Below are 25,622 nucleotides of genomic sequence, written 5' to 3' on the forward strand. Positions count from 1 at the left end.
GAGCTCGTGTCGTGGACCGTGTTGCAACGCGATCGCGACGGTCTCTAGGCCTCCGCCGGGGTGCGCCGCATCCCGAAGGTCAGGATCCGGTGGCCGAAATAGTTCGACACCGCGCCGGCCGCGATGCCGGCGCCGTGGCCGAGCGCCTCGGCCGCCGGCCGCGGCAGGGCCGGCACCAGGGCGGCGAGCGCGGCGAGGAGCCCCGTGCTCACCCCCAGCACCACCCCGGCCCCGACCGCGTTGACGGCGAGGAAGACCGCGACCTGGCGCGGGAGCGGGCCGGGGCCGGCGCCCCGGAACACGAAGGTCCGGTAGAGCCAGAACCCCGCCGCCATGCCGATGCCGTAGGCGACCAGCATCGCGGCGCCGTAGGGCAGCACCCACGACAGGGCGATGCGCGACAGCCAGTTGATCGCGGCGGCCGAGCCGCCGGCGACGAGGAAGCGGACGGCCTCCGGCGACATCACAGCCCCCAGCCCGGCAGCCCGAAGGCCGCGACCGCGAAGGAGAGGCCGGCGATCGCCCCGAGGGCGAGGCTCGGCCGGTCCCTGACCGCGAAGGCGACGGGATCGTCGTTGAGCTCGTCGCGGCCCGCCAGCAGCCAGATCCGGCCCATGAACAGCACCAGCACCCCCGGGAAGGTCCACAGCGCCAGCGGCGCCGAGAGCACGGCGTGCCGGAACGCCTCGTTGGCGAGGTAGAGGATGAAGATCACGATGCTGGCGAGCCCCGCGGCGATCCCGAAGGCGAGCACCACCGGCTCGTCGGCCGGGCGGTAGCCGCGGCCCGAGAGCTGGCCGGTGCGCCCCCGCCTCGCCGCCCCGCGCAGCTCGGTGTGGCGCTTGGCGAAGGAGAGCGAGGTGAACAGGAACATCGAGAAGGTGAGGAGCCAGGGCGACCAGGCGGCCCCCACCGCCGCGACCCCGACGACGAGGCGCAGCGTGAACAGGCTGCCGAGGACCAGCGCGTCGAGCATCGGCACGCGCTTCAAGGAGAACGAGTAGGCGAGGGTGACGGCGAGATAGGCCACGATCGCGGCGAGGACCGCCGGGCCGGCGAGGCCAGCGAGGCACAAGCCCAGGGCGAGGCCGCCGAGCGTCGCCGCGAGGCCGGTCGCGAGCGGCAGCCGCCCGCTCGCCAGCGGCCGGTGGCGCTTCGACCAGTGCGCCCGGTCGTGCGGCAGGTCCCAGAGGTCGTTGAGGAGGTAGCTCGCCGAGGCGACGAGGCCGAGGGCCGCGAAGGCGAGCGCGGCCTGCCCCCAGGCCCCGGCGCTGCCGGCGAGCCCGCCCAGCATCATCGGCACGAAGACGAGGCCGTTCTTGGCCCATTGGTGCAGCCGCAGGCCCTTGGCGAGCGCCCGCAGGCGCGGCGCGGCGGCGAATTCCTCGCAGGATCGCCCGCCGGCCCGGGCCGCGCGGGCGACGCTCGCCGGGGTCTCGACCAGGATCACCCGCTCGGCGCGGGCCCAGATCGGCAGGTCGGCGGCCGCGTTGCCGGCATAGTCGAACCCGCGCGGGAACAAAGCGGCGAGGGCCTTCGCCTTGACCTCGCCCTTGAGGTTGACGAGCCCGTCGCTCGACACCGCCCGGTCGAACAGGGGAAAGCGCTCGACGATGCCGCGCGCCATCAAGGCGTCGGCCGCGGTGGCGAGCACGATCTCGCGCCCGAGGGTCTTCTGGAGCGCGATATAGGCCAGCAGGTCCTCGTTCACCGGCAGGGTGGCGAAGTCGAGGGCGGCGTGCTCGGCGACCCGGCGCTTGAAATGGGCCCGGCCGCGGGGCAGCCAGGCCAGCATCGCGAACAGCATCAGGACGTTGCGGCGCAGGATCGCCACCACGCCCTCGAGCAGCAGGTCGGTGCGCAGGAGCGTGCCGTCGAGGTCGACCACGAGGGGCACCAGCGGGCCCTCGTCGCGCCCCGGGATGGCGGCCGCGTCGACCGGAACCGGCGGAGGCGCCGGGGAAGGACTCGCCAGGGACATCGTTTCGACCTGCGCTGCTGTGATCTCGGAGCAGGCTACGACGCGGCGGACGGCTCAAGTCTTAATCGGACTTGCGACGCCGGATCCTTCGCATGCCAGGATGATCGCCCGGTTGATGCGACGGCCGATATTTCGGGAGAATATGACAAGACCTCGTTCATCATGGCGGACAAGGGCCACAGCCGGCACCCCGGCAGAACAGGCGCTCGCCGTGATTCCCACACCCTCTCCCGGACGACCGGAACGAAGTGGAAGGAGATCCGGGATCCAGCACAAAAGGTCGCGAAGCGTCCGCCCGTCTGCAACGGTGCAGTGCAAGGCGCCGCTTCGCGGCACTTCTTCCGCTGGATCCCGGATCTCCTTCCGCTTCGCTGCAGTCGTCCGGGAAAGGGGGGCCTGTGATCACCGGTACCGCCCACGGGACGAGCGGCAATCCCGGGTCATGGCCCCCGCCTCAGGCCTCCGGATCGGCCCGCGTCGAGAACCGGTCGCGCGCCGTGAACCGGTCGGCGGGGAGGCCGGAGGGCAGGGTGCCGCGGTAGATCTCGCGCGACAGGAAGGTGCGCTCGATCTCGATCTGCTCCTCGTCGAGGTCGACGTACCAGCAGCGCCGCCGCGGCGACCAGCGGTAGTTGCGGTCCTTGAGCCGGTCCTTGAGGGCGATCGGCGCGTCCGAGGCCCAGAGCCGCACGGTCGGCCGCCGGGCCGCCTCGAGGAGGGCGGCCAGCGCCAGGCGCCCGGAGAGCCGCAGCGGCCGGGCGAGGACCGCGAGCAGCGCCTCGCAATCGTCGATCGCCCGGTGGCCGTTGTGGAAATGGCCGTGATCGGCGAGCAGGTGGCCGAGCCGCATCCCCTCGTGCCCCTCCGCCCGCCAGGGGATCTGGTGGCAGGAGCAGGCCCAGTTGCGCGAGACGAAGGCCGGCCAGCGGCGCTCGCACATCTGCCGGTCGAAGCGGGCATTGTGGGCGATGACCACCCGGGCCTCGGCGGCGAGCGCCTCGACCGCCGCGTCGTCGATGCGCTGGCCGGCCACGTCGGCGTCGGTGATGCCGGTGAGCCGCACCACCGCCTCGGGGATCGGGATGGATGGCTCATGGAGCTGGTTGAACCGCTCCAGCACCCGGTAGATCCGGCCGCTGGCGCCGTACTCGAACTTGACGATGCCGAGCTCGATCACCTCGTCGGCGGTCACGTCGATGCCCGTCGTCTCGGTGTCGAGGATCAGGCCGACGAAGGTCGGCTCGGCCGGCGCCTCGGGCGGGGGCGCGAAGGGGCTCAGGCGGCGCAGCACCCGGTAGTCGCCGGTGCGCTCCAGGATGGCGGCGATGTCGTCGAGCGCGTCGGTCAAGCGGCGTGTCACCCTGGCTCAAGGGGCCGCGCGGGGCGGCGCGTGTCGTTGCTTCACGGCCCCGGCTTACCCCCGGCCCGGCCGCCCGGCCAAGAGCCGCGGCGCCACGCTCCACCGCATTCGCGAGCCGGCGAAGGAGGGCGCGTCCCGACGGGCCGGCATCCGGGACCCCGCTCCGGGCGCGCGAGGGGGCGCGCGAAAAACCCCGCCGCCGGGCCTCCCGGGGAGGGCCGGCGGCGGGGAAGTGGAGGAGATCCGAGAGACGAGCCCCGCGCCGGCAGGGGAGGAAACGGGGCCGGCGGGGCGCCGGGCGGCTCCCGGGCCGCCCGATACAGGCCCAACATCCCCTCGCTGGCCCGGTTTCGGGGGAAGCGCCGGAATGTGGCCCGGAGTAAACCTGGGTCAAGCGGAGCGCGCGGAATTCGGCCGCAAGCGCCGGGATGCGCGGCCGGCGCCGCCGGGCCAGGATGGCGCCATCGCCGACGACAAGGAGGCACGACCATGCGCAACCCGGACCCCGACCTCGCGCCCCCCCGCGGTGCCCCGCCGCTCGACGACGCCGCGCGCTTCTCCGCCATCGCCCGCCGCGACCGGGCGGCGGACGGCCTGTTCGTCTACGCGGTGCGCACGACCGGGGTGTATTGCCGGCCGAGCTGCGCCGCCCGCCCGGCCCGCCCCGAGAATGTCAGCTTCCACCCGACCTGCGCGGCGGCGGAGGAAGCGGGCTTTCGCGCCTGCCGGCGCTGCCGGCCGGACGGTGCGGGCCTCGCCGAGCGCCGGGCCGAGGCGGTGGCCCGGGCCTGCCGGACGATCGAGGCCGCGGAGGCCCCGCCGGCACTCTCCGACCTCGCCGCGGCGGCATCCATGAGCCCCTTCCACTTCCACCGGGTGTTCAAGCAGGTCACCGGCGTGACGCCGCGGGCCTACGGCGAGGGCAAAAGGGCGGCGCGGGCGGCGGAGGAGCTGCGCCAGGCCGGGACCGTCACCGAGGCGATCTACGGCGCCGGCTACGGCGCGGCGAGCCGGTTCTACGCCGCGGCGCCGGGGCGCCTCGGCATGACGCCGACGGCCTACCGCAAGGGCGGGGAGGGGGCGGCGATCCGCTTCGCGGTCGGGGCCTGCTCCCTCGGCCACGTCCTGGTGGCGGCGACGGAGACCGGCGTCTGCGCGATCCTGCTCGGCGACGATCCCGACGCCCTGCTGCGCGACCTCCAGGACCGCTTTCCCAAGGCGGCGCTCGCCGGGGGCGATGCCGGCTTCGAGGCGGTGGTGGGGCGGGTGATCGCCCTCGTCGAGGCCCCCGGCACGCCGCCGAGCCTGCCCCTCGACATCGGCGGCACCGCCTTCCAGCAACGGGTGTGGCAGGCGTTGCGGGCGATCCCGCCGGGGCGCACCGCGACCTATGCCGAGGTCGCGCGGGCGATCGGCGCGCCCTCGGCCGCCCGCGCCGTGGCGCTCGCCTGCGGCGCCAACCCGATCGCCGTGGCGGTGCCGTGCCACCGGGTGGTGCGCGGCGACGGCAGCCTGTCGGGCTACCGCTGGGGCGTCGCGCGCAAGCGGGCGCTGCTCGACCGGGAGCGCGGCCCGGCGGACAAGCCCTGACGGAGCGGCGACGGCACTGCCGGCCGCCGCTTCGCCGACGAGGCCCGGCCGATGCCGCGCGAGGAGGCCGGCGGGCGCACCTCGAACGGCAAATCGCTGTTCCGATCGGGCGCAGTCGCGCCCGGGCCGCGGGGCCGCCGTCACTTTCCCTTAAGGAAGACGCGGCGGATTCCGCATTTGGTCCGCACCCGGCATGGATCGCCGGGCCGGGATCGGCGTTCTCCTCTCGTGCCCTGCCGCAAAGGTTGCGCGGCGGGGCCAGGGTCCTGAGTCTTCACGTGCGGGCCTCCTCGGGAGCGCAGTTCCATGTCGTGCCGCCACAACGCCGTCGCTCCCCTGCCGCACCTGATCGCGACGGCGCCGTCGCACCTGCGCAAGTGGCGCCGCTTTCCCAGCACCCTGCCCCAGGCGGCCAACGACAACGTCCGCCCCGGCTCGGTCGGCGAGGCCGGCCTGTGGGCCGCGGCGCTCGGGGCCACCGCCACGATGGTGGCGGTGCTGATGGTGGGAATGATGCTGTAGCCGGGCCCGTGCCCGGTCGTCCTCAGCGACCGGTCCTCTCGCGCCAGGCCGCGAAATCGGCCTTGGCCTGGTCGTCGGTCAGCGGGTAGAGGCCGACCACGCCGCGGCCGCCCTGGACCTGCTCCAGCACGAAATCCTCGAACACCGTCATTTCGGCGGCTTCCGCGGCGACCTCGTCGGCGAGCTCCGCCGGGATCACGATCACGCCCTCCGCGTCGCCCACCACCACGTCGCCGGGGAAGACCGCGACGTCGCCGCAGCCGATCGGCACGTTGATGTCGAGCGCCTGGTGCAGGGTCAGGTTGGTCGGGGCCGAGGGGCGGTTGTGATAGGCCGGGAACGGCATGGCGCCGATCTCGGGCGAATCCCGGAAGCCGCCGTCGGTGACGACGCCGGCCGCGCCCCGCTTCATCAGCCGCGTCACCAGGATCCCGCCGGCGGAGGCCGCACGCGGGTTCTTGCGGCTGTCCATCACCAGCACCGCGCCTTCCGGGCATTGGTCGACGGCGACCCGCTGCGGGTGGGTCGGGTCGCGGAACACCGCGAGGGTGTTCAGGTCCTCGCGGGCCGGGATGTAGCGCAGGGTATAGGCCTCGCCGACCATCGTCCCGGCCTGCGGGTTGAGGGGGCGCACGTCCTGGATGACCTGGTTGCGCAGGCCGCGCTTGAACAGGGCGGTGGCCAGGGTGGCGATGCTGACGGTCTTCAGCGTCGCGCGGGTCTCGGGGCTCAGGGGCATCGGGGCTCTCCGGTCGGAGGCGAGGGCCGCGGGCGAGGGGAGAGCCGCAAGGGGCCGTACGCCCGACCCGGATCCTCCCCGCTGCACCGGACGGCTTCGCCGCTCCGCGGCCGCCCGCCGGGCGGCCTGTGACGCACATATTGAAGCACTAATGTTTTAGTACATCAACCGGGTTGTCGCAGTTCGATGGCGCGCGGAATGAACCCTCCCCCGCGGAGAGGGGAGGGTTCATGCGCGGTGCCGTCCCGTCAGGGCGAAGGCACGCGCCGGCGCCGTCTCACTTCTTGCGCGGAGCCGGCGGCGGCGGCGGTGCCGGGGGCTCGTCGCCGCCCTCGTCGGGCTCGCCGCCGCCGATGGTGGATTTCAGCGCGAAGGCGACGAGGGGGCTCGCCACGTCGACCACCTCGGCCTTGGTCAGGCCGTCCTTCGGGTCGTAGCTGCCGACCAGCATCACGGTCCGGTTCTCGGTCTTCGCCAGGTCGAGGCCCTCGCCGGAGACGGCCATCGGCTTGCCGGCGATCTCGTCGGCCTTGCGGTCGTTGGTGAACAGCACCGTGACCTTGCCGTCCTTGACCACGCCGACGTAGCAGGTCTCCTCCGGCGTGCGGCACGGGAACAGCATCGCGGCGGTCGGGTCGGGCGCGGGCGCCTCCTTCGGCGGCGGCGGGGGCGGAGCCTTCGGTCCCTTCGGGGCCGGCTGGGCGGCCGCGGGCAGGATGGCCGGCACGGTGGCCGCGAGCGCGAGCAGCGTGAGGGCAAGCGCGGAGCGCATCGGTGTCGTTCTCCAGGACAATGCCGTATCGGAAGGCGCGAAGTGGCGCGCCCGGGCGGAGCCTTCAAGGGCCCGCGGGGGTACCGGGCCTCACGCCTGCGCGAGGCCGGGGTCGAGATCGGCCGCCGCCACGAGCGCCCTCGTATAGGCCTCGCGCGGGCTCTCCAGCACCCGGTCGGTCGGGCCGCGCTCGACCTCGCGGCCGTGGCGCAGCACCAGCACGGTGTCGGCCAGCGCCCGCACCACCGCGAGGTCGTGGGAGATGAACACGTAGGCGAGGCCGTGCGCCGCCTGCAGCTCGCGCAGCAGGGCGACGATGTCGCGCTGCACCGTGCGGTCGAGGGCGGAGGTCGGCTCGTCGAGGACGACGAGGCGGGGGCGCAAGGCCAGCGCCCGGGCGATGGCGATGCGCTGGCGCTGGCCGCCCGAGAAGGCGTGCGGGAAGCGGTGGCGCCAGGCCGGATCGAGGCGCACCTCGCGAAAGGCCTCCGCCGCCCGGGCGTCGCGGGACGCGGCGGTGAGGTGGGGCTCGTGGACCCGCAAGCCCTCGGCGACGATCTCGCCGGCGGTGAGGCGGGGCGAGAGCGAGCCCATCGGGTCCTGGAACACCGGCTGGAAACCGCGGCGCAGGGGCCGCAGGGCGGCGCGGTCGAGCCGCGTGAGGTCGCGGTCCTCGAACCGCACCAGGCCGTGGGCGGCGGGTTCGAGGCGCAGCAAGGCCCGGCCGAGGCTCGACTTGCCCGAGCCCGATTCGCCGACGACCCCGAGGGTCTGGCCGGCCCGCAGGGTGAGGTCGATCCCGTCGACCGCGAGGCGCGGCGGGCCGGGCCGCCACCCGCGCCGCGGCCCCGGATAGGCGACCGTGACGCCCCGCGCCGCCAGCACCACCGGCGCCGTCCCGGGCACCGGACCTTTCCGCCCGGCAGGCTCGGCGGCGACGAGGTCGCGGGTCTCGGGGGCCCGTGGATCGCGAAACAGCCGCTCGGTCGGCCCGACCTCGACGAGGCGGCCGGCGTGCAGGACCGCCGTGCGCTCGGCGATGCGCCGCACCAGCCGCAGGTCGTGGGTGATGAACAGCAGCGCGAGGCCCAGCCGCCGCTTGAGGTCGGCGAGCAGCGCCAGGATCTGGGCCTGGACGGTGACGTCGAGCGCCGTCGTCGGCTCGTCGGCGATCAGCAGGTCGGGCTCGCAGGCGAGCGCCATCGCGATCATCACCCGCTGGCGCTCGCCGCCCGACAATTCGTGCGGATAGGCGGAAAGACGCGACGCCGCGTCGCGGATGCCGACGAGGCCCATCAGCTCGCGCGCCCGGTCGAGCGCCTGCCGCCGGCTCGCGGAACGGTGGGCGCGCAGCGGCAGGGCGATCTGGCGGCCGACCGGGAAGAGCGGGTCGAGGGCGGTCATCGGCTCCTGGAACACCAGGCCGATGCGGGCGCCGCGGATCCGGTCGAGGGTGGGGCGCGGAAGACCGGTCAGCTCGGCGCCGTCGAAGCGCACGCTGCCCGAGACCCGCGCCTGAGGCGGCAGCAGGCCGAGCGTGGCCAGCGCCACCTGGCTTTTTCCCGAGCCCGATTCGCCGACGAGGGCCAGGGTCTCGCCCCGGGCGAGGTCGAGGTCGAGGCCGGCGAGGGCCGTCACCCCGGCTTCCGGATAGCGCACGGCGAGGCCGCGCAGGGACAGCAGGGTCATGCGCCCTCGCGCGGATCGAGGGCGTCGCGCAGGCGCTCGCCCAGCAGCGTCAGGGCGAGCAGGGTGGCGACCAGGAACGCGGCCGGCACGACCAGCATCCAGGGCGCCGACTCGAGGCTGCGGGCGCCGTCGGCGATCAGCACGCCCCAGCTCGTCGCCGGCTCCTGCACGCCGAGCCCTAGGAACGACAGGAAGCTCTCGAGCAGGATGACGCGGGGCACCATCAGGGCCGCGAAGGCGACGACCGGCCCGAGCAGGTTCGGGATCACGTGCCGGCGCAGGATCGCCGCGGTGGTGAGCCCGAGCGCCTCCGCCGCCCGGACGTAGTCGCGGCGGCGGATCGCCAGCGCCTCGGCCCGGACGATGCGGGCCATGTCGAGCCACTCGACGGCGCCGACCGCCACGAAGATCAGCGCCACCGAGCGGCCGAAGAACACCACCAGCATGATGACGAAGAACACGAAGGGCAGGGAATACAGGATGTCGACGAGGCGCATCATCGCCGCGTCGACCCGCCCGCCCAGCGTGCCGGCGAGCGCCCCGTAGCCGACCCCGATGCCGAGCGCGACCGCGGTCGCCATCAGGCCGAGCGCCAGCGACAGCCGCCCCGCCATGAGAGTGCGGGTGAGGAGGTCGCGGCCGAGCGCGTCGGTGCCGGCGAGGAAGCGCAACCGGCGCAGCGGCGCCTCGACGGCGAGGCGCCGCCCGTCCTCCGAGCGCCCGAGGATGCGGGCCTCCCCGACCGTGTCGGAGCGGGAAAAGAAGGTCAGGACGCGCGGATCGACCGGCCTGTCGGCGGCCAGCGTCAGCCGCACCGCGTCCCCGGTCACGCTGACGTCCTCGGCCCGCACCCGCATCCGGAAGGCGAGCCGGTCGAGGGCGGGTCGCACGGCCTGCGGCGCCGGATAGAGCGCGAGCGAGGGCGGGGTGCCGGGATAGTCGTAGTAGAGCCGGTCGTAGGGGTGGCCGGTGACGAAGGGCCCGAGGAGGCAGGCGAGCGCGACGAGGGCCAGCACCCCCGCGCAGGCACGCGCGACCGCGTCCCCGGCGAGGCGCCGGCGGGCGCGGGCGAGGAGCGAGGCCTCGGCGAAGGCGGCGCCGGCGCTCACCCGGGATCCCGCAGCCGCGGGTCGATGAGGGCGCAGGCGAGATCGGCGACGAGGTTGAGCACGAGGACGAACACCGCGATCAGCACCACCGTGCCGAGCACCAGCGTGTAGTCGCGGTTGATCGCGCCGTCGACGAAGTAGCGCCCGACGCCGGGCAGGCCGAACACCGTCTCGACCACCACCGAGCCGGTGAGGAGCCCGGCCGCGGCGGGCCCGAGATAGGACACGACCGGGAGCGCCGCGCCGCGCAGGGCGTGGAGGGCGAGGATGCGGGGCGGCAGGCCCAGGCCCCGCAGGGTGCGCCAGTGCGGCCGCTCGAACACCTCGGCGAGGCCGGCCCGGGCGAGCCGCGCGATCACCGCGACCTGCGGCAGCGCCAGGGTGACGACCGGCAGGACGAGATGTCTCGGGGATCCGCCGTCCCAGCCGCCGACGGGCAGCCAGCGCAAGGTGAGACCGAAGGCGATCTGGAGGAGGGGGGCCACCACGAAGCCCGGCACGGTCAGCGCGAAGGTGCCGAGCGTCGTCACCGCATGGTCGAGCCAGGAGCCCCGCCGCAGGGCCGAGAGCGCGCCGAGGGCCGTGCCGAGCCCGAGCGCGAGCAGCAGGGCGAGGCCGCCGAGCGTCATCGAGACCGGCAGGCCGCGGGCGAACAGCTCCGCCACCGAGAGGTCGCGCACCGAGAAGGACGGCCCGAGATCGCCCCGCGCCAGCGCCGCGAGGTAGCGGCCGTACTGGACGAGGAGCGGCTGGTCGAGGCCGTAGACCCGGCGCAGGTTCTCCATCGCGGCGGCCGGCAGCGGCCGCTCGAGGTCGAACGGCCCGCCCGGCGCGAGCCGCACCAGGAAGAACGACAGGGTGACGACGATGAACAGCGTCGGGACGCTCTGGGCGAGGCGGCGCAGGATGGTGGCGGTCATGCGCGGGGACTCACGCGAGCGACAGCCAGCGCGTCGGCGAGACGCCGCGCAGGTTCGGCGTAAAGCCGCGCAGGCGCGGGCCGATCAGGTGCTTGTGCCGGTAATGCAGCAGCGGGATCCAGGGCAGGTCGGCGAGGAAGAGCTCCTCCGCACGGTAGAGGATCCGGGCCCGGGCGGCGAGGTCGGTCTCGCGGGCCGCGTCGCGCATCAGGGAATCGTAGGCCGGGTTGGCGTAGCGGCCCGAGTTGAAGCCGTCGTTGCCGCTCTCGACCAGGAACAGGAAGTTCTGCGGGTCGGCGTAGTCGGCGAGCCAGCTCATCCGGGCGATGTCGAACGGGCCGCCGTCGCGCAGGTAGGCGTAGTGGGTCTTGGCGTCGGTGGCGGCGAAGGCGGTCGTCACGTTGAGCGGCCGCCACATGTCGGCGATCGCCACCATGGTGTTCCGGTTGTTGTCGGTGATGTTGTAGCGCAGCTCGACCGATAGCGGCCTGCCCCCCGGGCCGTAGCCGGCCTCGCGCAGGAGCGCGACCGCGGCGTCCTCGCGCTCCAGCGGCGAGAGGTCCCGGCCCGGCATGGCGGGCGGCGGCAGCGCGTTGTCGAGCCCGGCTGGGGTCAGCGAATAGGCCGGCAGCATCGTCTCGCCCCACACCGCCTCGGCCAGGAACTCGCGGTCGAGGGCGAGCGACAGGGCCCGGCGCACCCGCGCGTCGTCGAGGGGGCGCTTGCGCACGTTGACCATCAGCGCGAGCACGCCGAGGGCGGGGTTGAGGATCACGCCGGCGCCGAAGCGGGCCTTGAGCGCCCGCACCTGGTCGGCCGGCAGGTCGTCGAGGGAATCGATCTCGCCGGCGGCGAAGCGGCGCACCGCGGCGGCGAGGTCCGGCGTCGGGACGTACTCGACCTGGCCGATCGCGATCCGGGCGGCGTCGCGGTGGTGCGGGTTGCGGATCGCCGTGATGCGGTCGTTGGGGGAGAAATCCTTGAGGACGTAGGCCCCGTTCGACACCAGGTTGCCGGGCCGGGTGAAGCCGTCGCCGAAGCGGGCGAGCGAGGGCCGGTGGACCGGCGTGCTCGCCTGATGGGCCATCAGCTCGACGAAGTAGGGGGTCGGCTGCTCGAGCCGGATCACCACCGTCAGCGGATCGGGGGCGGCGACGCCCACCGCCTCGACCGGCATCGCCCCGCGATTGACCGCCTCGGCGTGGCGGATCGGCGCCAGCACGCTGGCGTATTTCGCCCCCGTGCCCGGGTCGAGCATGCGCCGGAAGCCGTGCACGACGTCGTCGGCCACGACCGGGTCGCCGTTCGACCAGCGCCCGTCGGGGCGCAGGGCGAAGGTCCAGGTCAGGCCGTCGGCGGAGGTGGTCCAGCCCGACGCCGCGCCGGGCACCAGGGCGCCGTCGGGGCCGTAGGTGCTCAGGCCCTCGTAGAGGTCGAGGAGGATCGTCGCCTCGGCCACCGTCGAGGTTCTGTGCGGGTCGAGCGTCTCCGGATCGGCGCCGTTGCCGCGCCGGTAGGGGGCAGGGCCGGCGGCCCGGGCGGGGGCCGCCAGGGCGGCGGCGCTCAAGGCCGCCAGGACGTCGCGCCGCCGCATCGTTCGGCTCAGGCGCCGGTCTCGGCCTGGAGCCCGGCCGCCGCGATGCCGGCGAGCGCCGCCTTCTCGTCGTTGTCGGAGGTGTCGCCCGAGATGCCGACGGCGCCGACGAGCGTGCCGTCGCGCTTGATCAGCACGCCGCCCGGGACCGGGATCAGGCCGGCCGGGCCCGCGATGTGGCTCACCGCGGCGACGAAGTAGGCCTGCTCCTCGGCCCGCCTGGCGATGGCGCGCGAGCCGATGCCGAGCGCCAGCGCGCCGTTGGCCTTGCCGGTGGCGATCTCGGCGCGCTTGAGGCTGGTGCCGTCCTCCACGCCCGCCGCCTTGAGGGCGCCGCGGGCATCGAGCACCACCACCGCCAGGGGCTTCAGCCCGAGCTCGCGGCCGGCCTTCAGGGCGGCGGTCACGACGGTCGAGGCGGCGTCGAGGGTGAGGTCGGACATGGTCTTGGAACTCCGGCGACGGCGCGCGGGCGCGCGCGAGACAGCGAGCCTGGGGGCATATCTCAACGGGACAGGCAGCGCCAAGCCGTCGGCACCAAGCGGCCGGCGCTCGCCGGCGCGGGGCCCGGGCCGCCGACCGCGCCTCTCATGAGTGCATCATCATTCGGAGACGTCGACCAATCATGGCTCCCATATGACGATAGTATTTCTATTTTTGGAAAAATCTTTTTCCGCAAGGAATATGTTCCATCGGCAAGGAAGTGTTTTCTTAACTCGCAAGACCCTACTACAAAACCAGGCGCACAGGATTATTGAGCGCCATAGAGGACAACAAAAATGAGCATTCCCGGCAATATTTCCATGTGGGGCGGCCCGATCACCCGCATTCCCGCCGGCTATCTACTCTGCGACGGAACGCTCGTCAGGCGCGATGATTACAAAAATCTGTTTCAAGTGGTTGGGTTCAGCTTCGGGATGAGTCCGCCGGATGGACAGTTCTACCTGCCCGATCTGCGCGGCCGCTTCGTCCGGGGTGTCGACGACAACGCGGGACGCGACCCCGACGTCAAGGCGCGCACGGACATGCAGAACCGCGACATCAAGTCCGCGACGGTCGGCTCGGTCCAGTCGCACGCCTTCCAGAACCACGACCATGAATACACGGTGTTTCCGGCGACGGGCGGCAACATCGCGAGCGGCACGTACTGGGCGCAGGGACCGGCGCTCACGCAGCAGGTCGACGGCTCGAAGTACAATGTAAGCACGGAGACCAGACCGACGAACGTCGCGCTGCATTTCATCATCGCCTACTGAGCGTCGGACCGATGACGCGCCCGATCGGACGGCGATCGGGCGCAGCTTTCCGTCCTGTCGTCGTCCCGCCCACGACCGCCCCGGCGAGCGGGCAGGACCGGCCCGCGATCGACGATGCGGTCGGTCCGGTGCCCTCGTCGACGACCGGCCGACGCCGCTCGAAACGCCCGCCAACCCGCACCTGCGTCATCCTATCGGGAACAAACGATGCTGATCGCCCGCGACCTGTACACGCATTTCGTCACCAGCCCGATCGTCTCGTCCGAGACGGTCCTCGGCGAGACGATCATTCAATACGAAGTCAGGGCCTACAACGACGTCAGGAACCTGGGCACCGCCAAGTCCTACCTGATCACCTGCACGCAGCGACTGGTGCTGCCCAACCCGACTGCCTACAGCCCCGCGGCCGGAGCGAGGACGAGCTACCTCAACTATCCCGCGATCCTCCAAAACTCCATCAGCATCTCGGATCCAAAGAATCTCATATCGACGGTCGATCTCATCGATTATGCGCCAAGGACCCTGAACACCGCAGTCAGCACGAGCCAGAACACGTCGCAGTCGGCGAATTCATCGGTCACCCATCAGTCGACGACCGGCTCCTCGACGGCGCAAACCAACAGCTACGGCTATTCGGCGTCCATCGGCTTCTTCGGCGACGCCCTGACGGGCGACGTGTCGTCCAACGTGCAGTTCTCGACGACGAACGAGCGCTCCCGATCGCGCAGCACCGGGACCGCGGTCGATCGCGGCTCACAGCTGTCGAATTCCAGCGCGATGACGATCAAGGACTGGGGCAGCTACGCATCGATCGACACGACGACCCAGAGCCCGACCTGGGTATGGGGCCAGGAATATCCCTGGAACGTCATCCAGTTCAAAGGCACGGATGCGAACGCGAACATCGCACTGCCGGCCTTCGTCGCCTCGCGCCTGTACGACGGCAGCATCGTCTACCCGCCGTCGGAACTGTCGATTTTCGGCCTGGACTTCGTTGCCCACGCCTCCTGGCTGGTGACACCGGTCAAGGGACAGGCCGACGACGTCGGCCCCGTGTTCACGCACGTCCTGGTCTACGGGGCGGCGTCGCACAAGGTCGTCGACGGGCACCTGACGGCCGATCTCTCGACCTACCTGCCGGTCACCTACACGTCCGACCCGCTCGACCTGCCCCTCCTGGCCCTTGACCCGATCCAGTCGTCCGGGTCCGGTCCGGCGGTGCTCGGCTTCATCGCGCCGCAATTCGACGTGGCGCCGACCTCGACCGGATCGGCCTTCTCGATCACGGCGGATTCCAACGACCTGCTCGTCCGCGGCCAGGGCTTCAACGGAGTCATGAGCACGGATTTCTCGGCCGGCACCGTCGAGATGACCGTCTCCTTCAAGGTCGTCGACCCGTCGCGGACCGTGACGCTCTCGCTCCGGCACTGGATCACGACCGGAACGCCGGTCCAGCTGAGCCTCGTCGTCAACGGCGACACCGCGATGCCCCTGACCCGGTTCGTCGACGCCCAGGAGATGGGATCGGGCGGCGACAACGTCTCGACGATCACGCTGCGCAACAAGGATTTCAGCTCCAACGACTATTGCGACTACCTGCAGATGGGGCTGAACACCGTCGTCATCACGGCGACGCCGGTCGGCGGCCAAGCGAAGGCCGGCTACCAGATCATGGCGATGGCGGTCGGTTGAGGCCGGCCCGCGGCCGGGGCGGACGGTTCCGCCCCCTCCGCCGCGAGCCGCCGACACCCTCGCGATGCCGGCGCCTGCCGCAGATCGGCCCCGATGCGGCGGCGCCGGCCGACTGTACCGCCCCGACACAACGACGTTTCTCGCAAGGTGCAGGATGCCCGATCTCATCGCATTTTCATGGAACATTCAAAAATTCTCGGGCAACAAGCTCGAAAAAAATCCCAATTTGATAGAGCAGGTAGCAAAAAATATTTCGGAGATGCTGAAATCTCATTCGCAAAATCCAGACACGCCCTTCATCGGCAGCATCCTGGAGGCGAGATTCCATCACGATGATCTGGATGAATTATTTGATAGATTCACAACCGAGTTCAAAAAGCTAAACATCGAGAACGTCGACATGGAAGCCCACGAGACGGGCGGGTCTGCACATACGAATGAGCTGATCCTCAGAATCAGTCGGGGCGTCGATGTCGAAACAAAACCGATCGGCTTTCGCAAACTGGTCGATACGCATATCAAAAAAGATATTACACAATCGAAAGATAAATTCGAACAGCATAAAAATGTTTATGATACGTTCAATCTGAGGAAAAACATAAGAGATCCGAAAAATTCAACCGTACATCCGTACGCCGCTCAACAAAACCACTTCAGAGCGTCCGACAAGGGCCCGGAGTGGTACCGCGACGGCTTCATCTACGAAGTCCAGCATCTTCAAGGAACGGGCAAGGCGATCAGCATTGCGACCATTCATGCCCCCGGACCGAATTCCGGACGGGAGGAAATCGTCAGGAAGACCATTTCCGATGTGATGGCCACCCACAATCCCGATGTCCTCATAGGAGATTTAAATCTTCGCAAAAACATCACGCATGAGACGCATTTCGACCTGCGGTCCCTCCGTCCGGGCGGCACCACATTGAGGAAAAACGACCTGGAAGAAACAGGCAACAGCAGGTGGGACCAAGCTCACGTCAAGAACGAGCTCCAAGATCAAGTGTCCCCCCTGGTGTTCTCGTTAGCGAAATCCGAGAGCATCCAGAAGCTCGTCTCCGATCATGGCATGATCAGCCTGATGCTCAAGGACGACTCGGCCGTCATGGACCGCACGACGGCCCTCTCTCCGTTCGCGGGCAAATCGGACGCGGCCCCGCTCGGCCAGCCCGACAATCCCCTGCATGTCTTCGCAGGACCGAAAGCGGATGGGACGAACCTGCGGTCGCGGGAGACCTCGCCATCCGGCATCGGACCGGTGAGGGGCGGGAACAAGAGGGCAGGGGTGATCTCCCGCTACTTCACGCCTTATTAGCGCGTCGTCGGACGGGTCGGGTGTCGGGTCGTCCCGGGAACGACAGAGTACGGGGATCCGGACCCGGGTTTTCGGCTCGGGTCCCTTTCCCGGTCCGGCCCGCTGGCGGGACGGCCTCGTCATGCCGTCCCAACCCGGATCCGCTGCGGGGCAGGCGGCCGGCACGCCCCGTCAATCCGTGAACACCACCGTCTTGCGGCCGTTGGCGATCACCCGGTCCTCGAGCACGTAGCGGACGGCGCGGGCGAGCACCCGGCGCTCGATGTCGCGGCCCTTGCGCACGAGGTCCTCGGGGGTGTCGCGGTGCGAGATGCGCTCGACGTCCTGCTCGATGATCGGCCCCTCGTCGAGGTCGCCGGTGACGAGGTGGGAGGTGGCGCCGATCAGCTTCACGCCGCGCTCGTGGGCCTGGTGGTAGGGCTTCGCGCCCTTGAAGCCGGGCAGGAACGAGTGGTGGATGTTGATGCAGCGCCCCGCGAGCTTGTGCGAGAGCTCGTCCGACAGGATCTGCATGTAGCGGGCGAGAACCACCAGCTCGGCCCCGGTCTCCTCGACGAGGCGCCACAGGGCGGCCTCCTGCTGCGGCTTGGTGTCCGGCGTGATCGGCAGGTGGTGGAACGGCACCCCGGCGAGGTCGGCCGCGCCGTAGATCTCGCGCGGGTAGTTCGACACCACGGCGCAGACCTCCATCGGCAATTCGCCGATGCGCCAGCGGTAGAGCAGGTCGTTGAGGCAGTGGTCGAAGCGCGAGACCAGCAGCATCACGCGGCGGCGCTCGGCCCGGTCGCGCAGGGTCCAGTCCATGCCGAAGCGCTGCGCCACCGCCTCGAAGCCCGCGGCGAGCGCGTCCCGGCCGGGCTCGCCCCGCACCGGGTTGAAGACGATCCGCATGAAGAAGCGGCCGGTCTCGACGTCGTCGAATTGCTGCGCGTCGAGGATGTTGCAGCCGGCCTCGAACAGGTAGGCCGACACGCCGGCCACGATGCCCGGGACGTTGGTGCAGGAGAGGGAGAGGACGTAGGAGGGGGTGGTCATGCGGGCACGGACTCGAGACGATGATGGCCCCGCCCTAGGCGATCGTCTCAGGCGCGTGAAGCCCTCAGGCTCGTTTCCCTCACGAAGGCGACCCGGTCCCAGGTGACGCCGGGGCGCCCGAGCTGCGCATCCTCGTCCGTCCGGCACAGGATGCAGCGCAGGCCGTGTGCCCCGGCGAGGTCGATCGTCTCGGCCGCAGACACGTCGAACATCCGCCGCCCCGGCGGCACCGGGCCGTGGCGCAGCGACACGGCCATCACGCCGCCCGTCCGCAGCAGGGCGGCGAGGCGCGGCATGGCGCGACGGCGCTCGGCCTCGTCGAGATGCATCCAGACGGCGGTGAGCATCACGACGTCGCAGGTCTCGCCGCGACCGGAGAGGGCGGGCAGATCCGGCAGGCCGTCGTCCAGCCACGCGATCAGCGGGGACGGGTGCAGGGCGACCGCCTGCCGGCGCAGTTCGACCGTGGGCTCGACGGCGGTCACGCGGTAGCCGAGGGCGGCGAAGCCCGCGGCGTCGCGCCCGGTCCCGGCGCCGATATCGAGGACGTGGGCCGGCGGCGCCGGCAGGAGCGGCAGGAGCGCCGCGTGGATCTCCGAGAAGGCGATGCTCTCGTATTGCGAGACCAGCCTCTCGGCCTCGGCCGCGTAGCCCGCTGTGCCGCTCGCGCCCGTCATCCTTCGCCCTCCAGCTCCCCGCTCACCTCCAGCCACTCCTCCTCGGCGCTCCCCAGGGCCGCGGCGGCCTCGGCCCGCATGCGGGCGAGCTCGCCGGCCTTGGTCGCGTCGGTGCGGAAGGCGGTGCCGTCGGCGAGCGCCGCGTCGATCTTGGCGATGGCGGCGGAGAGCTTGGCCATGCGCGCCTCCACCGCCTCGAGCTTGCGGCGCAACGGCGCGAGCGCGGCGCGGCGCTCGGCGTTCGAGCGCCGCTCCACCGCCTTCGCGCCGCCGGTGGATTCCGGGGCCTTCTGGCTCTCCGTCTCCGGACCGGCGAGCACCAGGCGGCGGTAATCGTCCATGTCGCCGTCGAAGGGCTTCACGGTGCCGTTGCGCACGAGCCAGAGCCGGTCGGCGCAGGCCTCGACCAGGAAGCGGTCGTGGCTCACGAGGATCACCGCGCCCTCGTAGTCGTTGATCGCCTCGACGAGGGCCTGGCGGCTCTCGATGTCGAGGTGGTTCGTCGGCTCGTCGAGGATCAAGAGGTGCGGGCCGTGGAAGGCGGCCAAGCCCATCAGCAGCCGCGCCTTCTCGCCGCCGGAGAGCTGCGAGACCGGGGTGTCGGCCTTGTGGCCGGGAAAGCCCAGGCGGGCGGCGGCCGCGCGCGCACGCGCCTCGGGCACGTCCGGCATCAGGTCGCGGACATGGGCGTAGGCGCTCTCGGCGGGCCTGAGCTCGTCGAGCTGGTGCTGGGCGAAGTAGGCGACGTTCATCTTGCCCCAGCGCCGCACCTCGCCCGAGAGCGGATCGAGACGGCCGCCGATGAGCTTGCAGAAGGTCGACTTGCCGTTGCCGTTCGCGCCGAGCAGGGCCACCCGGTCGTCGGGGGCGAGGCTGAGGTTGAGCCCCGTCAGCACCGTGCGGTCCGGGTACCCGGCCTGGACCCGCTCCATCGCGACGAGCGGCGGCGACAGGGCGCGCTCCGGGCTCGGCAGGTGGATCACCGGCACGTCGTCCTCGATGAGGGCCGCGATCGGCTCCATCTTGGCGAGCCGCTTCATCCGCGACTGGGCCTGGCGCGCCTTGGTGGCCTTGGCCTTGAAGCGGTCGACGAAGCTCTGGAGATGGGCGCGCTCGGCCTCCTGCTTCACCCGGGCCTTGGCCTGCAGCATGCGCTTCTCGGCGAGCTGGCGGGCAAACGAGGTGTAGCCGCCGCGATAGAGCGTGAGCTTGCCGCGATCGAGGTGGAGGATGTGGTCGACGGAGGTGTCGAGGAGATCCCGGTCGTGGCTGATGATCAGCGCGGTGCGCGGATAGCGCTCGAGGTAGTCGTAGAGCCAGAGCGTGCCCTCGATGTCGAGGTAGTTGGTCGGCTCGTCGAGGAGGAGCAGGTCCGGCTCGGAAAAGAGCACGGCGGCGAGCGCCACCCGCATCCGCCAGCCGCCGGAGAAGTCGGAGCAGGGCCGGGCTTGCGCCTCGGCATCGAAGCCGAGGCCGTGCAGGATCGCGGCGGCGCGCGCCGGGGCGGAATGGGCGTCGATGTCGACGAGCCGGGTCTCGATCTCGGCCCGGCGCAACCCGTCGGCGGTCTCGGCCTCCGCCATCAGCCGCGTGCGCTCGGTATCGGCGGCGAGCACCACCGCGTGCAGGGTCTCGGGGCCGGCCGGGGCCTCCTGCGCCACGCCGCCGATCCGGGTGCCCTTCGGCAGGCCGATCGTGCCGCCCTCGGTCGGGATCTCGCCCTGGATGATCCGGAACAGGGTGGTCTTGCCGGCGCCGTTGCGCCCGACGATGCCGACCCGCGCCCGCTCGGGCAGGGCGAAGCCGGCTTGGTCGAGGATCAGGCGGTCGCCGATCCGGTAGGTGAGGTCGTTGACGCGGAGCATGGCGGCGTTGTGGGGGCGCCGCGCCCGCGAGGCAAGGGGGAGACAATGATGGGGGAGGGCAGGGGGGGCGCGCGCGCTCCCCCGCCGGCGCTACGGCGCGCGCCCGCCCACCGCCCGGGCGAGGATCGCCGCGGGATCGCCCGCCGGCCCGGCGCCTGCGAAGGCCACGAACTGGTCGGGCCGCACCAGGATCAGGTCCGCCTCGTAGCGGGCGAGATCGGCCGAGCCCGGATCCTCGATCACGCCGAGCGGCACGCCGAGCGCCGCGGCCGCCCGCGCGAAGGCGGCCGCCCGGGCCCGGCCGTCGCCGATCGCCAGGAGGGTGAAGCCGGGGCCGAGCGCCTCGTAGACGTTGCGCCCGTCGGAGAGCGGCAGCGGCGTCAGGTGGCGGCCGGCCCGGGCCGCGACGGCGTGGGTCCCGGCGGCGCCCGGGACGAGGCCGGGCTCGGCCGGCACGATCGGCGAGCCGGCGTAATGCGGCGCGTAGGCGCCGACCTCGGATTTCGCGCCGCTGCCGCGGGCGGCCCAGGCGGCCTCGAAGGCGGCGGGATCGCGGGCGGGGTCGTGGGCCTCCAGGAACTCGCGGTCGTCGCGGATCGCCCGCTCGATGAAGTCGCGGGCCGTCGAGACGAAGACCGGCCGGCGCTCGGCGGTGTAGGAGTCGAGGAGGCCCGGGCCGGCCCAGCCCTCGAGCGCGGCGGCGAGCTTCCAGCCGAGGTTGGCGGCGTCCTCGAAGCCGGTATTGATGCCGTAGCCGCCGTAGGGCGGGTGGCTGTGGGCGGCGTCGCCCGCGATGAACAGGCGCCCGGCGCGGTAGCTGTCGGCGGTGGCGAAGCGCAGGTCCCAGAAGCCGACATGCTCGATCGCGACGTCGAAGGGCGCGCCGACCGACTCGTGCAGCAGGGCGGAAAAATCGTAGTTGTCGCGGGTCGTGCCCGGCGGGACCGGGGCGTGGAAGAACCAGGTCGTGCCGAGGTCGACCCGGCCGAAGAAGCGCCAGTACCCTTTCAGCTCCGGGTGCAGCACGTTGTAGAACGACTTGCCGGGGAAGCGCTCGAGCAGCCGGTGCAGTTCGTGCGAGCGGAAGACCAGCAGCACCATCAGCCGGTCGTGGTCCTGGCGGGTCTGGGTGATGCCGGCCGCCTCGCGCACGACCGAGCGGCTGCCGTCGCAGCCGACCGCGTAGGCGGCCCGCAATTCGCGCCGTCCCGAGCCGTCCCGCGCCGCGATGTCCACCCGCACGCCGGCCGCGTCCTGCGTCGCGCCCTCGGCCGACCAGCCGTACAGGGTCTCGATCTCGGGGAGCGCCGCGGCGCGGCGGCGCAGCACCGCCTCGGTGGCGTATTGCGGCAGGCGCTCGTTGTCGGTGAAGTAGAAGGGCCGCACCAGCTCGCGCTGGAGCCAGTCGTAGGCGTGGCCGCTCAGCAGCGTGCCGTAGGCGGTGAGCCCGCCGATGCCGTAGTCGCGCGGCACCGTGCGGGCGGCGCGCAAGGCCGCCTCGCAGCCCCAGAAGTGGAAATGCTCCATCGTGCGCTGGGTCAGGTTCTGGCCGCGCGGGATCGGCTGCGGCTCGGGGTAGCGCTCGACGAGGATCGAGCGGATGCCGCGCTGGGCGAGGTCGATGGCGAGGCCGGTCCCGACGGGACCGCCGCCCACGATGACGACGTCGGAGGAGGGAGAGGAATCGGGCATGACGGTCTCGCGGGTCATCGGCCGGCGGCGGCGGGGCGGGATTGCGGGGCGGGGCGGCCGCGGGCGAGCGCCAGGGCGGCGAGCGCCGCGCAGAGCGCCGGCACGGCCGCGACCAGGAACAGCTCGCCGGTCGCCCAGTGCAGGGCCAGCAGCGCACCGCCGACGAGGGGGCCGACGATCGAGCCGGCCCGGCCGATGCCGAGCGCCCAGCCGATGCCGGTCGCCCGGATCGCGGTCGGGTAGGACGCGGCGGCGAGCGCGTTCGCGGCGATCTGGCCGCCGACGATGCAGAAGCCGGCAGCGAAGATCGCCAGCGCCGCCGGCACCACCGCGTGGGCGAAGGCGCCGATCGCCGCCACCGCGCCGGCCGCCACCAGGTAGGTCAGCGCCAGCGCCCCGAAGGAGAAGCGGTCGATCAGGCGCCCGAGCGTGATCGTGCCGGCCACGCCCCCGACCTGGAGCAGCGCGCCGACCAGGGCCGCGACCGACACCGAGGCGCCGAGGTCGGCGAGCACCGTCGGCAGCCAGTTCGACAGGAAGTAGAGGTCGAGCAGGCTCATGAAGAACACGACCCAGAGCAGCAGGGTCGTGCGCGCCCGGCCGTCCGAGAACAGGTGCGCCACCGGCATCCCGTCGAGGGCCGGCTCGTGCACGGCGAGGCGCGCTCCCGCCGGCAGGGCCGCCGGGAAGGCGCGGTGGAGGATCGCGGCGGCCCGGGACTCGTCGCGCCCCGAAGCGGCGAGGAAGCGCACCGATTCGGGCAGCGTCCGGACCAGGACCGGCACCAGCGCGAGCGGCACCGCCCCGCCGATCACGAACACCGCCCGCCAGCCGAAGACCGGCATCACCGCCGCGGCGATCAGCCCGCCGAGCGCCGCGCCGATCGAGAAGCCGCAGAACATCGTCATCACCATCGTGGCGCGGCGCCGGTGCGGGCTGAATTCCGAGGTCAGCGCGATCGCGTTCGGCATCGCGCCGCCCAAGCCCAGCCCGGTGAGGAAGCGAAGCACCATGAGGCTCGTCAGGTCCGGCGCGAAGGCGGTGGCGAGCGTGCCGAGCCCGAAGGCGGCGGTGCTGGCGACCACGATGCGCTTGCGCCCGATCCGGTCGGCGAGCGGCCCGAAGACCAGGGCGCCGAGCATCAGGCCGACGAGCCCGGCGCTGAAGACCGGGCCGAGGGCGCCGCGGGAGACCGACCAGGCCCGGACCAGCTCGGGCGCGACGTAGCCGATCGCCTGGGTGTCGAACCCGTCGGTGAACAGAACCGCGGCGCAGAGGAGGAGGAGCCGGATCTGGAAGCGTCCGACCGGCTGCCCGTCGATGAACGCGGTGACGTCGATCGGGCGCGGGGCGCCCTGGCCGACGTCGATCGGGCGCGGGGCGGCGCTCCGGGGCTGGTCCATGATCTCCTCCCGATCGTCTCGCCGACCGGTCGTTCCGCCGGTCGTGTCCGGCCCGGGCGCGGAGGCCCGGACCCGCACAGGGTCGCAGACGCGGCCGCGCCGGTCAATATTCATCAGACGTCTGATGATTGATCGTCGAGTCGGCCTCGCCTTGTCCGCCCCCGGCGCCCGGCCTATCAGGCGGCGCGCTCCCGCTTCCGGATCCCTCCCTCGACTCCCATGGCCGGCGACCCCCTCGACGACCTCTACGACCGGCCCGGCTTCATGATCCGGCGCGCGCACCAGATCGCCGTGGCGGTGTTCCTGGCCCAGACCGAGGAGCTGGGGATCACCACGACCCAGTACGGCATCCTGGTGGTGCTGCGGCACCGGCCGCGGATCGACCAGATCACGGTGGCGCGGCTGCTCGGCCTCGACCGCTCGACCGCCGGCATGGTGGTGAAGACCCTGGAGGAGGGGGGCCTCGTCGCCCGGGTGGTCGACCCGGCCGACAAGCGCCGCCGCAGCCTCGAGCTGACGCAGGCCGGGAGCGACCTCCTCGACCGGTTGGCGGCGCCGGCCGGGCGGGCCGTGGCGCAGCTCCTCGCCCCCCTCGACCCGGCGGAGCGGCCGGTCTTCCTGGCGCTGCTGCGCAAGCTGACGGGCGCCTTCGACGCGACCTCCCGGGTGCCGCTCGCCAAGGTGCCCCTCGTCCGGGAGCCCATCGTCGAGGAGCCCGTCGTCGAGGAGCCCGTCGTCGACGACCTGGACGAGCCCCGGCCCGGCCCGTGAGGCCGCCTGCCGGCGGGCGCGGCAGGAAGGTTGCGTATTATAGATTTCACAATCTATGATTGTGTCGCGTCGGACCACCCCGCCTCAGACGCGGGCGAGCGGCCGGTCCCGCCGCGCGCCGGATCCCGGCATCGCCCGCCACGCCACCGGCACGACCATGATCGATCTCCAGCCGCATCTCGGGACGCCCATCGAGGGGAGGAACGGCCAGTTCTACTACCGGGGCGACGAGAGCCGGGTCGGCCCCTACGACCACTACCTGGCCGGCATCCGGCGCGGCGCCCTCGCGTCGTGGACGGCGACGCTCGCCCGGCGCGCCCGCGAGCTCGGCCGGCGCGGCATCCGCTACCACGTCGTGGTGGTCCCGGGCGCCCACGTGGCCTGCCCGGAGGACCTGCCGGACGACCTGCGCGGCCGCATCCGGGCGCCGTTCCCCCGGCTCCAGGCCGCCCTGGCGGGCACCGACGGCCTCCGGCTGCACTACGCCCTGGCGGACCTCGTCTCGCGGGACCCGTCTCCGCCCGGCCCGGGCCGGGACGGCGCTCCCCACCGCACCTACCGCCGCAACGACACGCACTGGACGGAGTACGGCGCCTACCGGAACTACCTGACGGTCTGCCGCGCCATCGCCCGGGAGCTCGACGTCCGGGTGGTCGAGCCGGCGGACGTGACCTTCGCGACGAAGCAGGCCTTCGGCGACCTGTCGATCCTGCGGCTGCCGGAGGGGCGGCCGGAGACGATCCCCCTGGCGGTGATCCGGGGCGGGCACCGGGCCCACACGGTGTCCAAGAACACGACCGTCGTCCGGAACCGGGTGATCCGCATGCGCTCCGACACGGCGCCGGCGACCGCGGCCCTGATCTTCCACGATTCCTACGCCACCGCGCAGGCCAAGTTCTGGGCCCGCAGCTTCGGCCGCACGACCTTCGCGGGCGTCACGCACCGGGTCTACCTCGACGCGGTGGCGCGCGAGCGGCCGGACGTGGTGATCTCGATCATGGCGGAGCACCGCCTGTTCGAATGGCCGAACGACCACGACCCCTGGACCTTCGCGGACGATTTCGAGAGCGACTGCCGCTCGCCGGCCGGCCGGCGCACCGCCGACGTCATGGTCCTCTACCGGCAGCAGAAGATCGCGGCCGCGGCCGACGCCGCCGCCGGGATCGGGGCCGAGCCCGGCTTCGGGGCCTATCACGCCCGCGTCGCCGCCCAGGCGCTGATCGGGGCGCACCGCGTCGACGACGCCCTGGCGATGGCCATGACGGCCCTCTCGCTCGATCGCGAGTCCCCCTCCAACCTGTGGATGGCCGCCTATGCGTCCCTCTACGCCGGCAAGCCGGAGGATGCCCTGACCCTGGCGACCTGGGCCGCCGGGTCCGACCCGCATCACGGCGCCTGGACCGAGCTGCTGGCCTCGATCCTGATCGGCCTGGGGCGCCGGGAGGAGGCCGCACTCGTGCTCGAGCGCGCGGTCGCCGCCGTCGACGACAGCCCGGGGCTGTGGCGGCTCCTCGCCGAGACGCGCGAGGCCGGCGGCCGGCCCGGCCCGGCGCGGCAGGCCCGGGCCATGGTCGACGCGCTGACCGGCGAGGAGACGGGCCCCGGGCGGGCGCTCGATGCGTGACCCGGAGGGCGGCGCGCCC

22 protein-coding genes are annotated in these 25,622 nt (G+C 72.3%); 7 read left to right on the forward strand and 15 right to left on the reverse strand.

Annotation, left to right across the window (positions count from 1 at the left end; all coding sequences use genetic code 11):
- Positions 1-44: 44 nt before the first annotated feature.
- The 3 genes from A5481_RS24540 to A5481_RS24550 all read right to left on the reverse strand — a co-directional run bounded on the left by A5481_RS24540 (position 45) and on the right by A5481_RS24550 (position 3,329).
- On the reverse strand, positions 45-464 hold the full coding sequence (locus A5481_RS24540) for a GtrA family protein (RefSeq protein ID WP_048435708.1): 420 nt from the start codon (positions 462-464) through the stop codon (positions 45-47).
- On the reverse strand, positions 464-1,981 hold the full coding sequence (locus A5481_RS24545; RefSeq protein ID WP_048435709.1) for a UbiA family prenyltransferase: 1,518 nt from the start codon (positions 1,979-1,981) through the stop codon (positions 464-466). The genes A5481_RS24540 and A5481_RS24545 overlap by 1 nt, the downstream gene beginning before the upstream one ends.
- Before the next feature lie 454 nt (positions 1,982-2,435).
- Positions 2,436-3,329, reverse strand: coding sequence for a 3'-5' exonuclease (locus A5481_RS24550; protein WP_064504378.1), 894 nt, complete (start codon positions 3,327-3,329; stop codon positions 2,436-2,438).
- Positions 3,330-3,830: 501 nt separating this feature from the next.
- Here A5481_RS24550 and ada point away from each other — a divergent pair.
- Both ada and A5481_RS24560 read left to right on the forward strand, forming a co-directional pair.
- Complete coding sequence (ada, locus tag A5481_RS24555) at positions 3,831-4,931, forward strand: bifunctional DNA-binding transcriptional regulator/O6-methylguanine-DNA methyltransferase Ada (RefSeq protein WP_064504379.1); 1,101 nt, start codon at positions 3,831-3,833, stop codon at positions 4,929-4,931.
- Between the two features lie 306 nt (positions 4,932-5,237).
- Positions 5,238-5,453 (forward strand): hypothetical protein, encoded by a 216-nt coding sequence (locus A5481_RS24560; RefSeq protein WP_048432832.1) that lies wholly within the window; start codon positions 5,238-5,240, stop codon positions 5,451-5,453.
- Between the two features lie 22 nt (positions 5,454-5,475).
- Here A5481_RS24560 and A5481_RS24565 read toward each other — a convergent pair whose 3' ends face one another.
- The 7 genes from A5481_RS24565 to A5481_RS24595 form a co-directional block, all read right to left on the reverse strand.
- Positions 5,476-6,192 (reverse strand): ribonuclease activity regulator RraA, encoded by a 717-nt coding sequence (locus tag A5481_RS24565; RefSeq protein WP_197514234.1) that lies wholly within the window; start codon positions 6,190-6,192, stop codon positions 5,476-5,478.
- A 277-nt stretch (positions 6,193-6,469) separates the two neighbouring features.
- On the reverse strand, positions 6,470-6,964 hold the full coding sequence (locus tag A5481_RS24570; protein ID WP_048432831.1) for a hypothetical protein: 495 nt from the start codon (positions 6,962-6,964) through the stop codon (positions 6,470-6,472).
- 90 nt (positions 6,965-7,054) lie between these two features.
- The gene (locus tag A5481_RS24575; RefSeq protein WP_048432830.1) at positions 7,055-8,653 is read right to left on the reverse strand and encodes an ABC transporter ATP-binding protein; all 1,599 of its coding nucleotides are present in this window, start codon (positions 8,651-8,653) and stop codon (positions 7,055-7,057) included.
- The gene (locus tag A5481_RS24580) at positions 8,650-9,762 is read right to left on the reverse strand and encodes an ABC transporter permease (protein WP_048432829.1); all 1,113 of its coding nucleotides are present in this window, start codon (positions 9,760-9,762) and stop codon (positions 8,650-8,652) included. The genes A5481_RS24575 and A5481_RS24580 overlap by 4 nt, the downstream gene beginning before the upstream one ends.
- Positions 9,759-10,682: an ABC transporter permease gene (locus A5481_RS24585; protein ID WP_048432828.1), complete on the reverse strand. Its 924-nt coding sequence runs from the start codon at positions 10,680-10,682 to the stop codon at positions 9,759-9,761. Before A5481_RS24585 ends, A5481_RS24580 begins: the two co-directional genes overlap by 4 nt.
- A 10-nt stretch (positions 10,683-10,692) precedes the next feature.
- A complete protein-coding gene (locus A5481_RS24590; RefSeq protein WP_048432827.1) occupies positions 10,693-12,276 on the reverse strand; it encodes a peptide ABC transporter substrate-binding protein in 1,584 nt (527 codons plus the stop codon).
- Positions 12,277-12,284: 8 nt separating this feature from the next.
- Positions 12,285-12,719, reverse strand: coding sequence for a GlcG/HbpS family heme-binding protein (locus tag A5481_RS24595; protein ID WP_048432826.1), 435 nt, complete (start codon positions 12,717-12,719; stop codon positions 12,285-12,287).
- 336 nt (positions 12,720-13,055) lie between these two features.
- Between A5481_RS24595 and A5481_RS24600 the strand changes: the two genes are divergently transcribed.
- The 3 genes from A5481_RS24600 (at position 13,056) to A5481_RS33865 (ending at position 16,536) form a co-directional block, all read left to right on the forward strand.
- Positions 13,056-13,532: a tail fiber protein gene (locus A5481_RS24600; protein WP_082173001.1), complete on the forward strand. Its 477-nt coding sequence runs from the start codon at positions 13,056-13,058 to the stop codon at positions 13,530-13,532.
- A 207-nt stretch (positions 13,533-13,739) separates the two neighbouring features.
- Positions 13,740-15,224, forward strand: coding sequence for a hypothetical protein (locus tag A5481_RS24605; protein WP_048432825.1), 1,485 nt, complete (start codon positions 13,740-13,742; stop codon positions 15,222-15,224).
- Positions 15,225-15,378: 154 nt separating this feature from the next.
- Positions 15,379-16,536, forward strand: coding sequence for a hypothetical protein (locus A5481_RS33865; RefSeq protein WP_156311766.1), 1,158 nt, complete (start codon positions 15,379-15,381; stop codon positions 16,534-16,536).
- A 171-nt stretch (positions 16,537-16,707) separates the two neighbouring features.
- Here A5481_RS33865 and purU read toward each other — a convergent pair whose 3' ends face one another.
- From purU to A5481_RS24635, 5 genes are all read right to left on the reverse strand, one after another.
- A complete protein-coding gene (purU, locus tag A5481_RS24615) occupies positions 16,708-17,571 on the reverse strand; it encodes a formyltetrahydrofolate deformylase (RefSeq protein WP_048432823.1) in 864 nt (287 codons plus the stop codon).
- 47 nt (positions 17,572-17,618) lie between these two features.
- Positions 17,619-18,248 carry a class I SAM-dependent methyltransferase gene (locus A5481_RS24620; RefSeq protein ID WP_048432822.1) on the reverse strand — a complete coding sequence of 210 codons (630 nt, stop codon included), beginning with the start codon at positions 18,246-18,248 and terminating at the stop codon, positions 17,619-17,621.
- Positions 18,245-20,113 (reverse strand): ABC-F family ATP-binding cassette domain-containing protein, encoded by a 1,869-nt coding sequence (locus A5481_RS24625; RefSeq protein ID WP_064504380.1) that lies wholly within the window; start codon positions 20,111-20,113, stop codon positions 18,245-18,247. The genes A5481_RS24620 and A5481_RS24625 overlap by 4 nt, the downstream gene beginning before the upstream one ends.
- 90 nt (positions 20,114-20,203) lie before the next feature.
- Positions 20,204-21,805: an FAD-dependent oxidoreductase gene (locus A5481_RS24630; protein WP_048437466.1), complete on the reverse strand. Its 1,602-nt coding sequence runs from the start codon at positions 21,803-21,805 to the stop codon at positions 20,204-20,206.
- 14 nt (positions 21,806-21,819) lie between these two features.
- Entirely contained in the window at positions 21,820-23,208 is a 1,389-nt protein-coding gene (locus A5481_RS24635; protein ID WP_064504381.1) for an MFS transporter, read from the reverse strand.
- 219 nt (positions 23,209-23,427) lie between these two features.
- On the opposite strand from A5481_RS24635, the gene A5481_RS24640 reads away from it, so the two are divergent.
- Together A5481_RS24640 and A5481_RS24645 are read left to right on the forward strand one after the other, a co-directional pair.
- Positions 23,428-23,979 (forward strand): MarR family winged helix-turn-helix transcriptional regulator, encoded by a 552-nt coding sequence (locus A5481_RS24640; protein ID WP_064504382.1) that lies wholly within the window; start codon positions 23,428-23,430, stop codon positions 23,977-23,979.
- A gap of 61 nt (positions 23,980-24,040) precedes the next feature.
- A complete protein-coding gene (locus A5481_RS24645; RefSeq protein WP_197514235.1) occupies positions 24,041-25,603 on the forward strand; it encodes an alginate O-acetyltransferase AlgX-related protein in 1,563 nt (520 codons plus the stop codon).
- Positions 25,604-25,622: the final 19 nt, after the last annotated feature.

The sequence above is a fragment of the Methylobacterium platani genome (genome assembly GCF_001653715.1).
Lineage (GTDB): Bacteria > Pseudomonadota > Alphaproteobacteria > Rhizobiales > Beijerinckiaceae > Methylobacterium > Methylobacterium platani.

Excerpts from the sequence above, each read along its gene's own strand:
- A5481_RS24560 (WP_048432832.1), top strand. The coding sequence starts at position 5,238 with ATGTCGTGCCGCCACAACGCCGTCGCTCCCCTGCCGCACCTGATCGCG.
- A5481_RS33865 (WP_156311766.1), top strand. The coding sequence starts at position 15,379 with ATGCCCGATCTCATCGCATTTTCATGGAACATTCAAAAATTCTCGGGC.
- A5481_RS24545 (WP_048435709.1), bottom strand. The coding sequence starts at position 1,981 with ATGTCCCTGGCGAGTCCTTCCCCGGCGCCTCCGCCGGTTCCGGTCGAC.
- A5481_RS24540 (WP_048435708.1), bottom strand. The coding sequence starts at position 464 with ATGTCGCCGGAGGCCGTCCGCTTCCTCGTCGCCGGCGGCTCGGCCGCC.
- A5481_RS24635 (WP_064504381.1), bottom strand. The coding sequence starts at position 23,208 with ATGGACCAGCCCCGGAGCGCCGCCCCGCGCCCGATCGACGTCGGCCAG.
- A5481_RS24630 (WP_048437466.1), bottom strand. The coding sequence starts at position 21,805 with ATGCCCGATTCCTCTCCCTCCTCCGACGTCGTCATCGTGGGCGGCGGT.
- A5481_RS24600 (WP_082173001.1), top strand. The coding sequence starts at position 13,056 with ATGAGCATTCCCGGCAATATTTCCATGTGGGGCGGCCCGATCACCCGC.
- purU (WP_048432823.1), bottom strand. The coding sequence starts at position 17,571 with ATGACCACCCCCTCCTACGTCCTCTCCCTCTCCTGCACCAACGTCCCG.
- A5481_RS24575 (WP_048432830.1), bottom strand. The coding sequence starts at position 8,653 with ATGACCCTGCTGTCCCTGCGCGGCCTCGCCGTGCGCTATCCGGAAGCC.
- A5481_RS24570 (WP_048432831.1), bottom strand. The coding sequence starts at position 6,964 with ATGCGCTCCGCGCTTGCCCTCACGCTGCTCGCGCTCGCGGCCACCGTG.
- ada (WP_064504379.1), top strand. The coding sequence starts at position 3,831 with ATGCGCAACCCGGACCCCGACCTCGCGCCCCCCCGCGGTGCCCCGCCG.
- A5481_RS24625 (WP_064504380.1), bottom strand. The coding sequence starts at position 20,113 with ATGCTCCGCGTCAACGACCTCACCTACCGGATCGGCGACCGCCTGATC.
- A5481_RS24620 (WP_048432822.1), bottom strand. The coding sequence starts at position 18,248 with ATGACGGGCGCGAGCGGCACAGCGGGCTACGCGGCCGAGGCCGAGAGG.
- A5481_RS24585 (WP_048432828.1), bottom strand. The coding sequence starts at position 10,682 with ATGACCGCCACCATCCTGCGCCGCCTCGCCCAGAGCGTCCCGACGCTG.
- A5481_RS24590 (WP_048432827.1), bottom strand. The coding sequence starts at position 12,276 with ATGCGGCGGCGCGACGTCCTGGCGGCCTTGAGCGCCGCCGCCCTGGCG.
- A5481_RS24605 (WP_048432825.1), top strand. The coding sequence starts at position 13,740 with ATGCTGATCGCCCGCGACCTGTACACGCATTTCGTCACCAGCCCGATC.
- A5481_RS24595 (WP_048432826.1), bottom strand. The coding sequence starts at position 12,719 with ATGTCCGACCTCACCCTCGACGCCGCCTCGACCGTCGTGACCGCCGCC.
- A5481_RS24640 (WP_064504382.1), top strand. The coding sequence starts at position 23,428 with ATGGCCGGCGACCCCCTCGACGACCTCTACGACCGGCCCGGCTTCATG.
- A5481_RS24565 (WP_197514234.1), bottom strand. The coding sequence starts at position 6,192 with ATGCCCCTGAGCCCCGAGACCCGCGCGACGCTGAAGACCGTCAGCATC.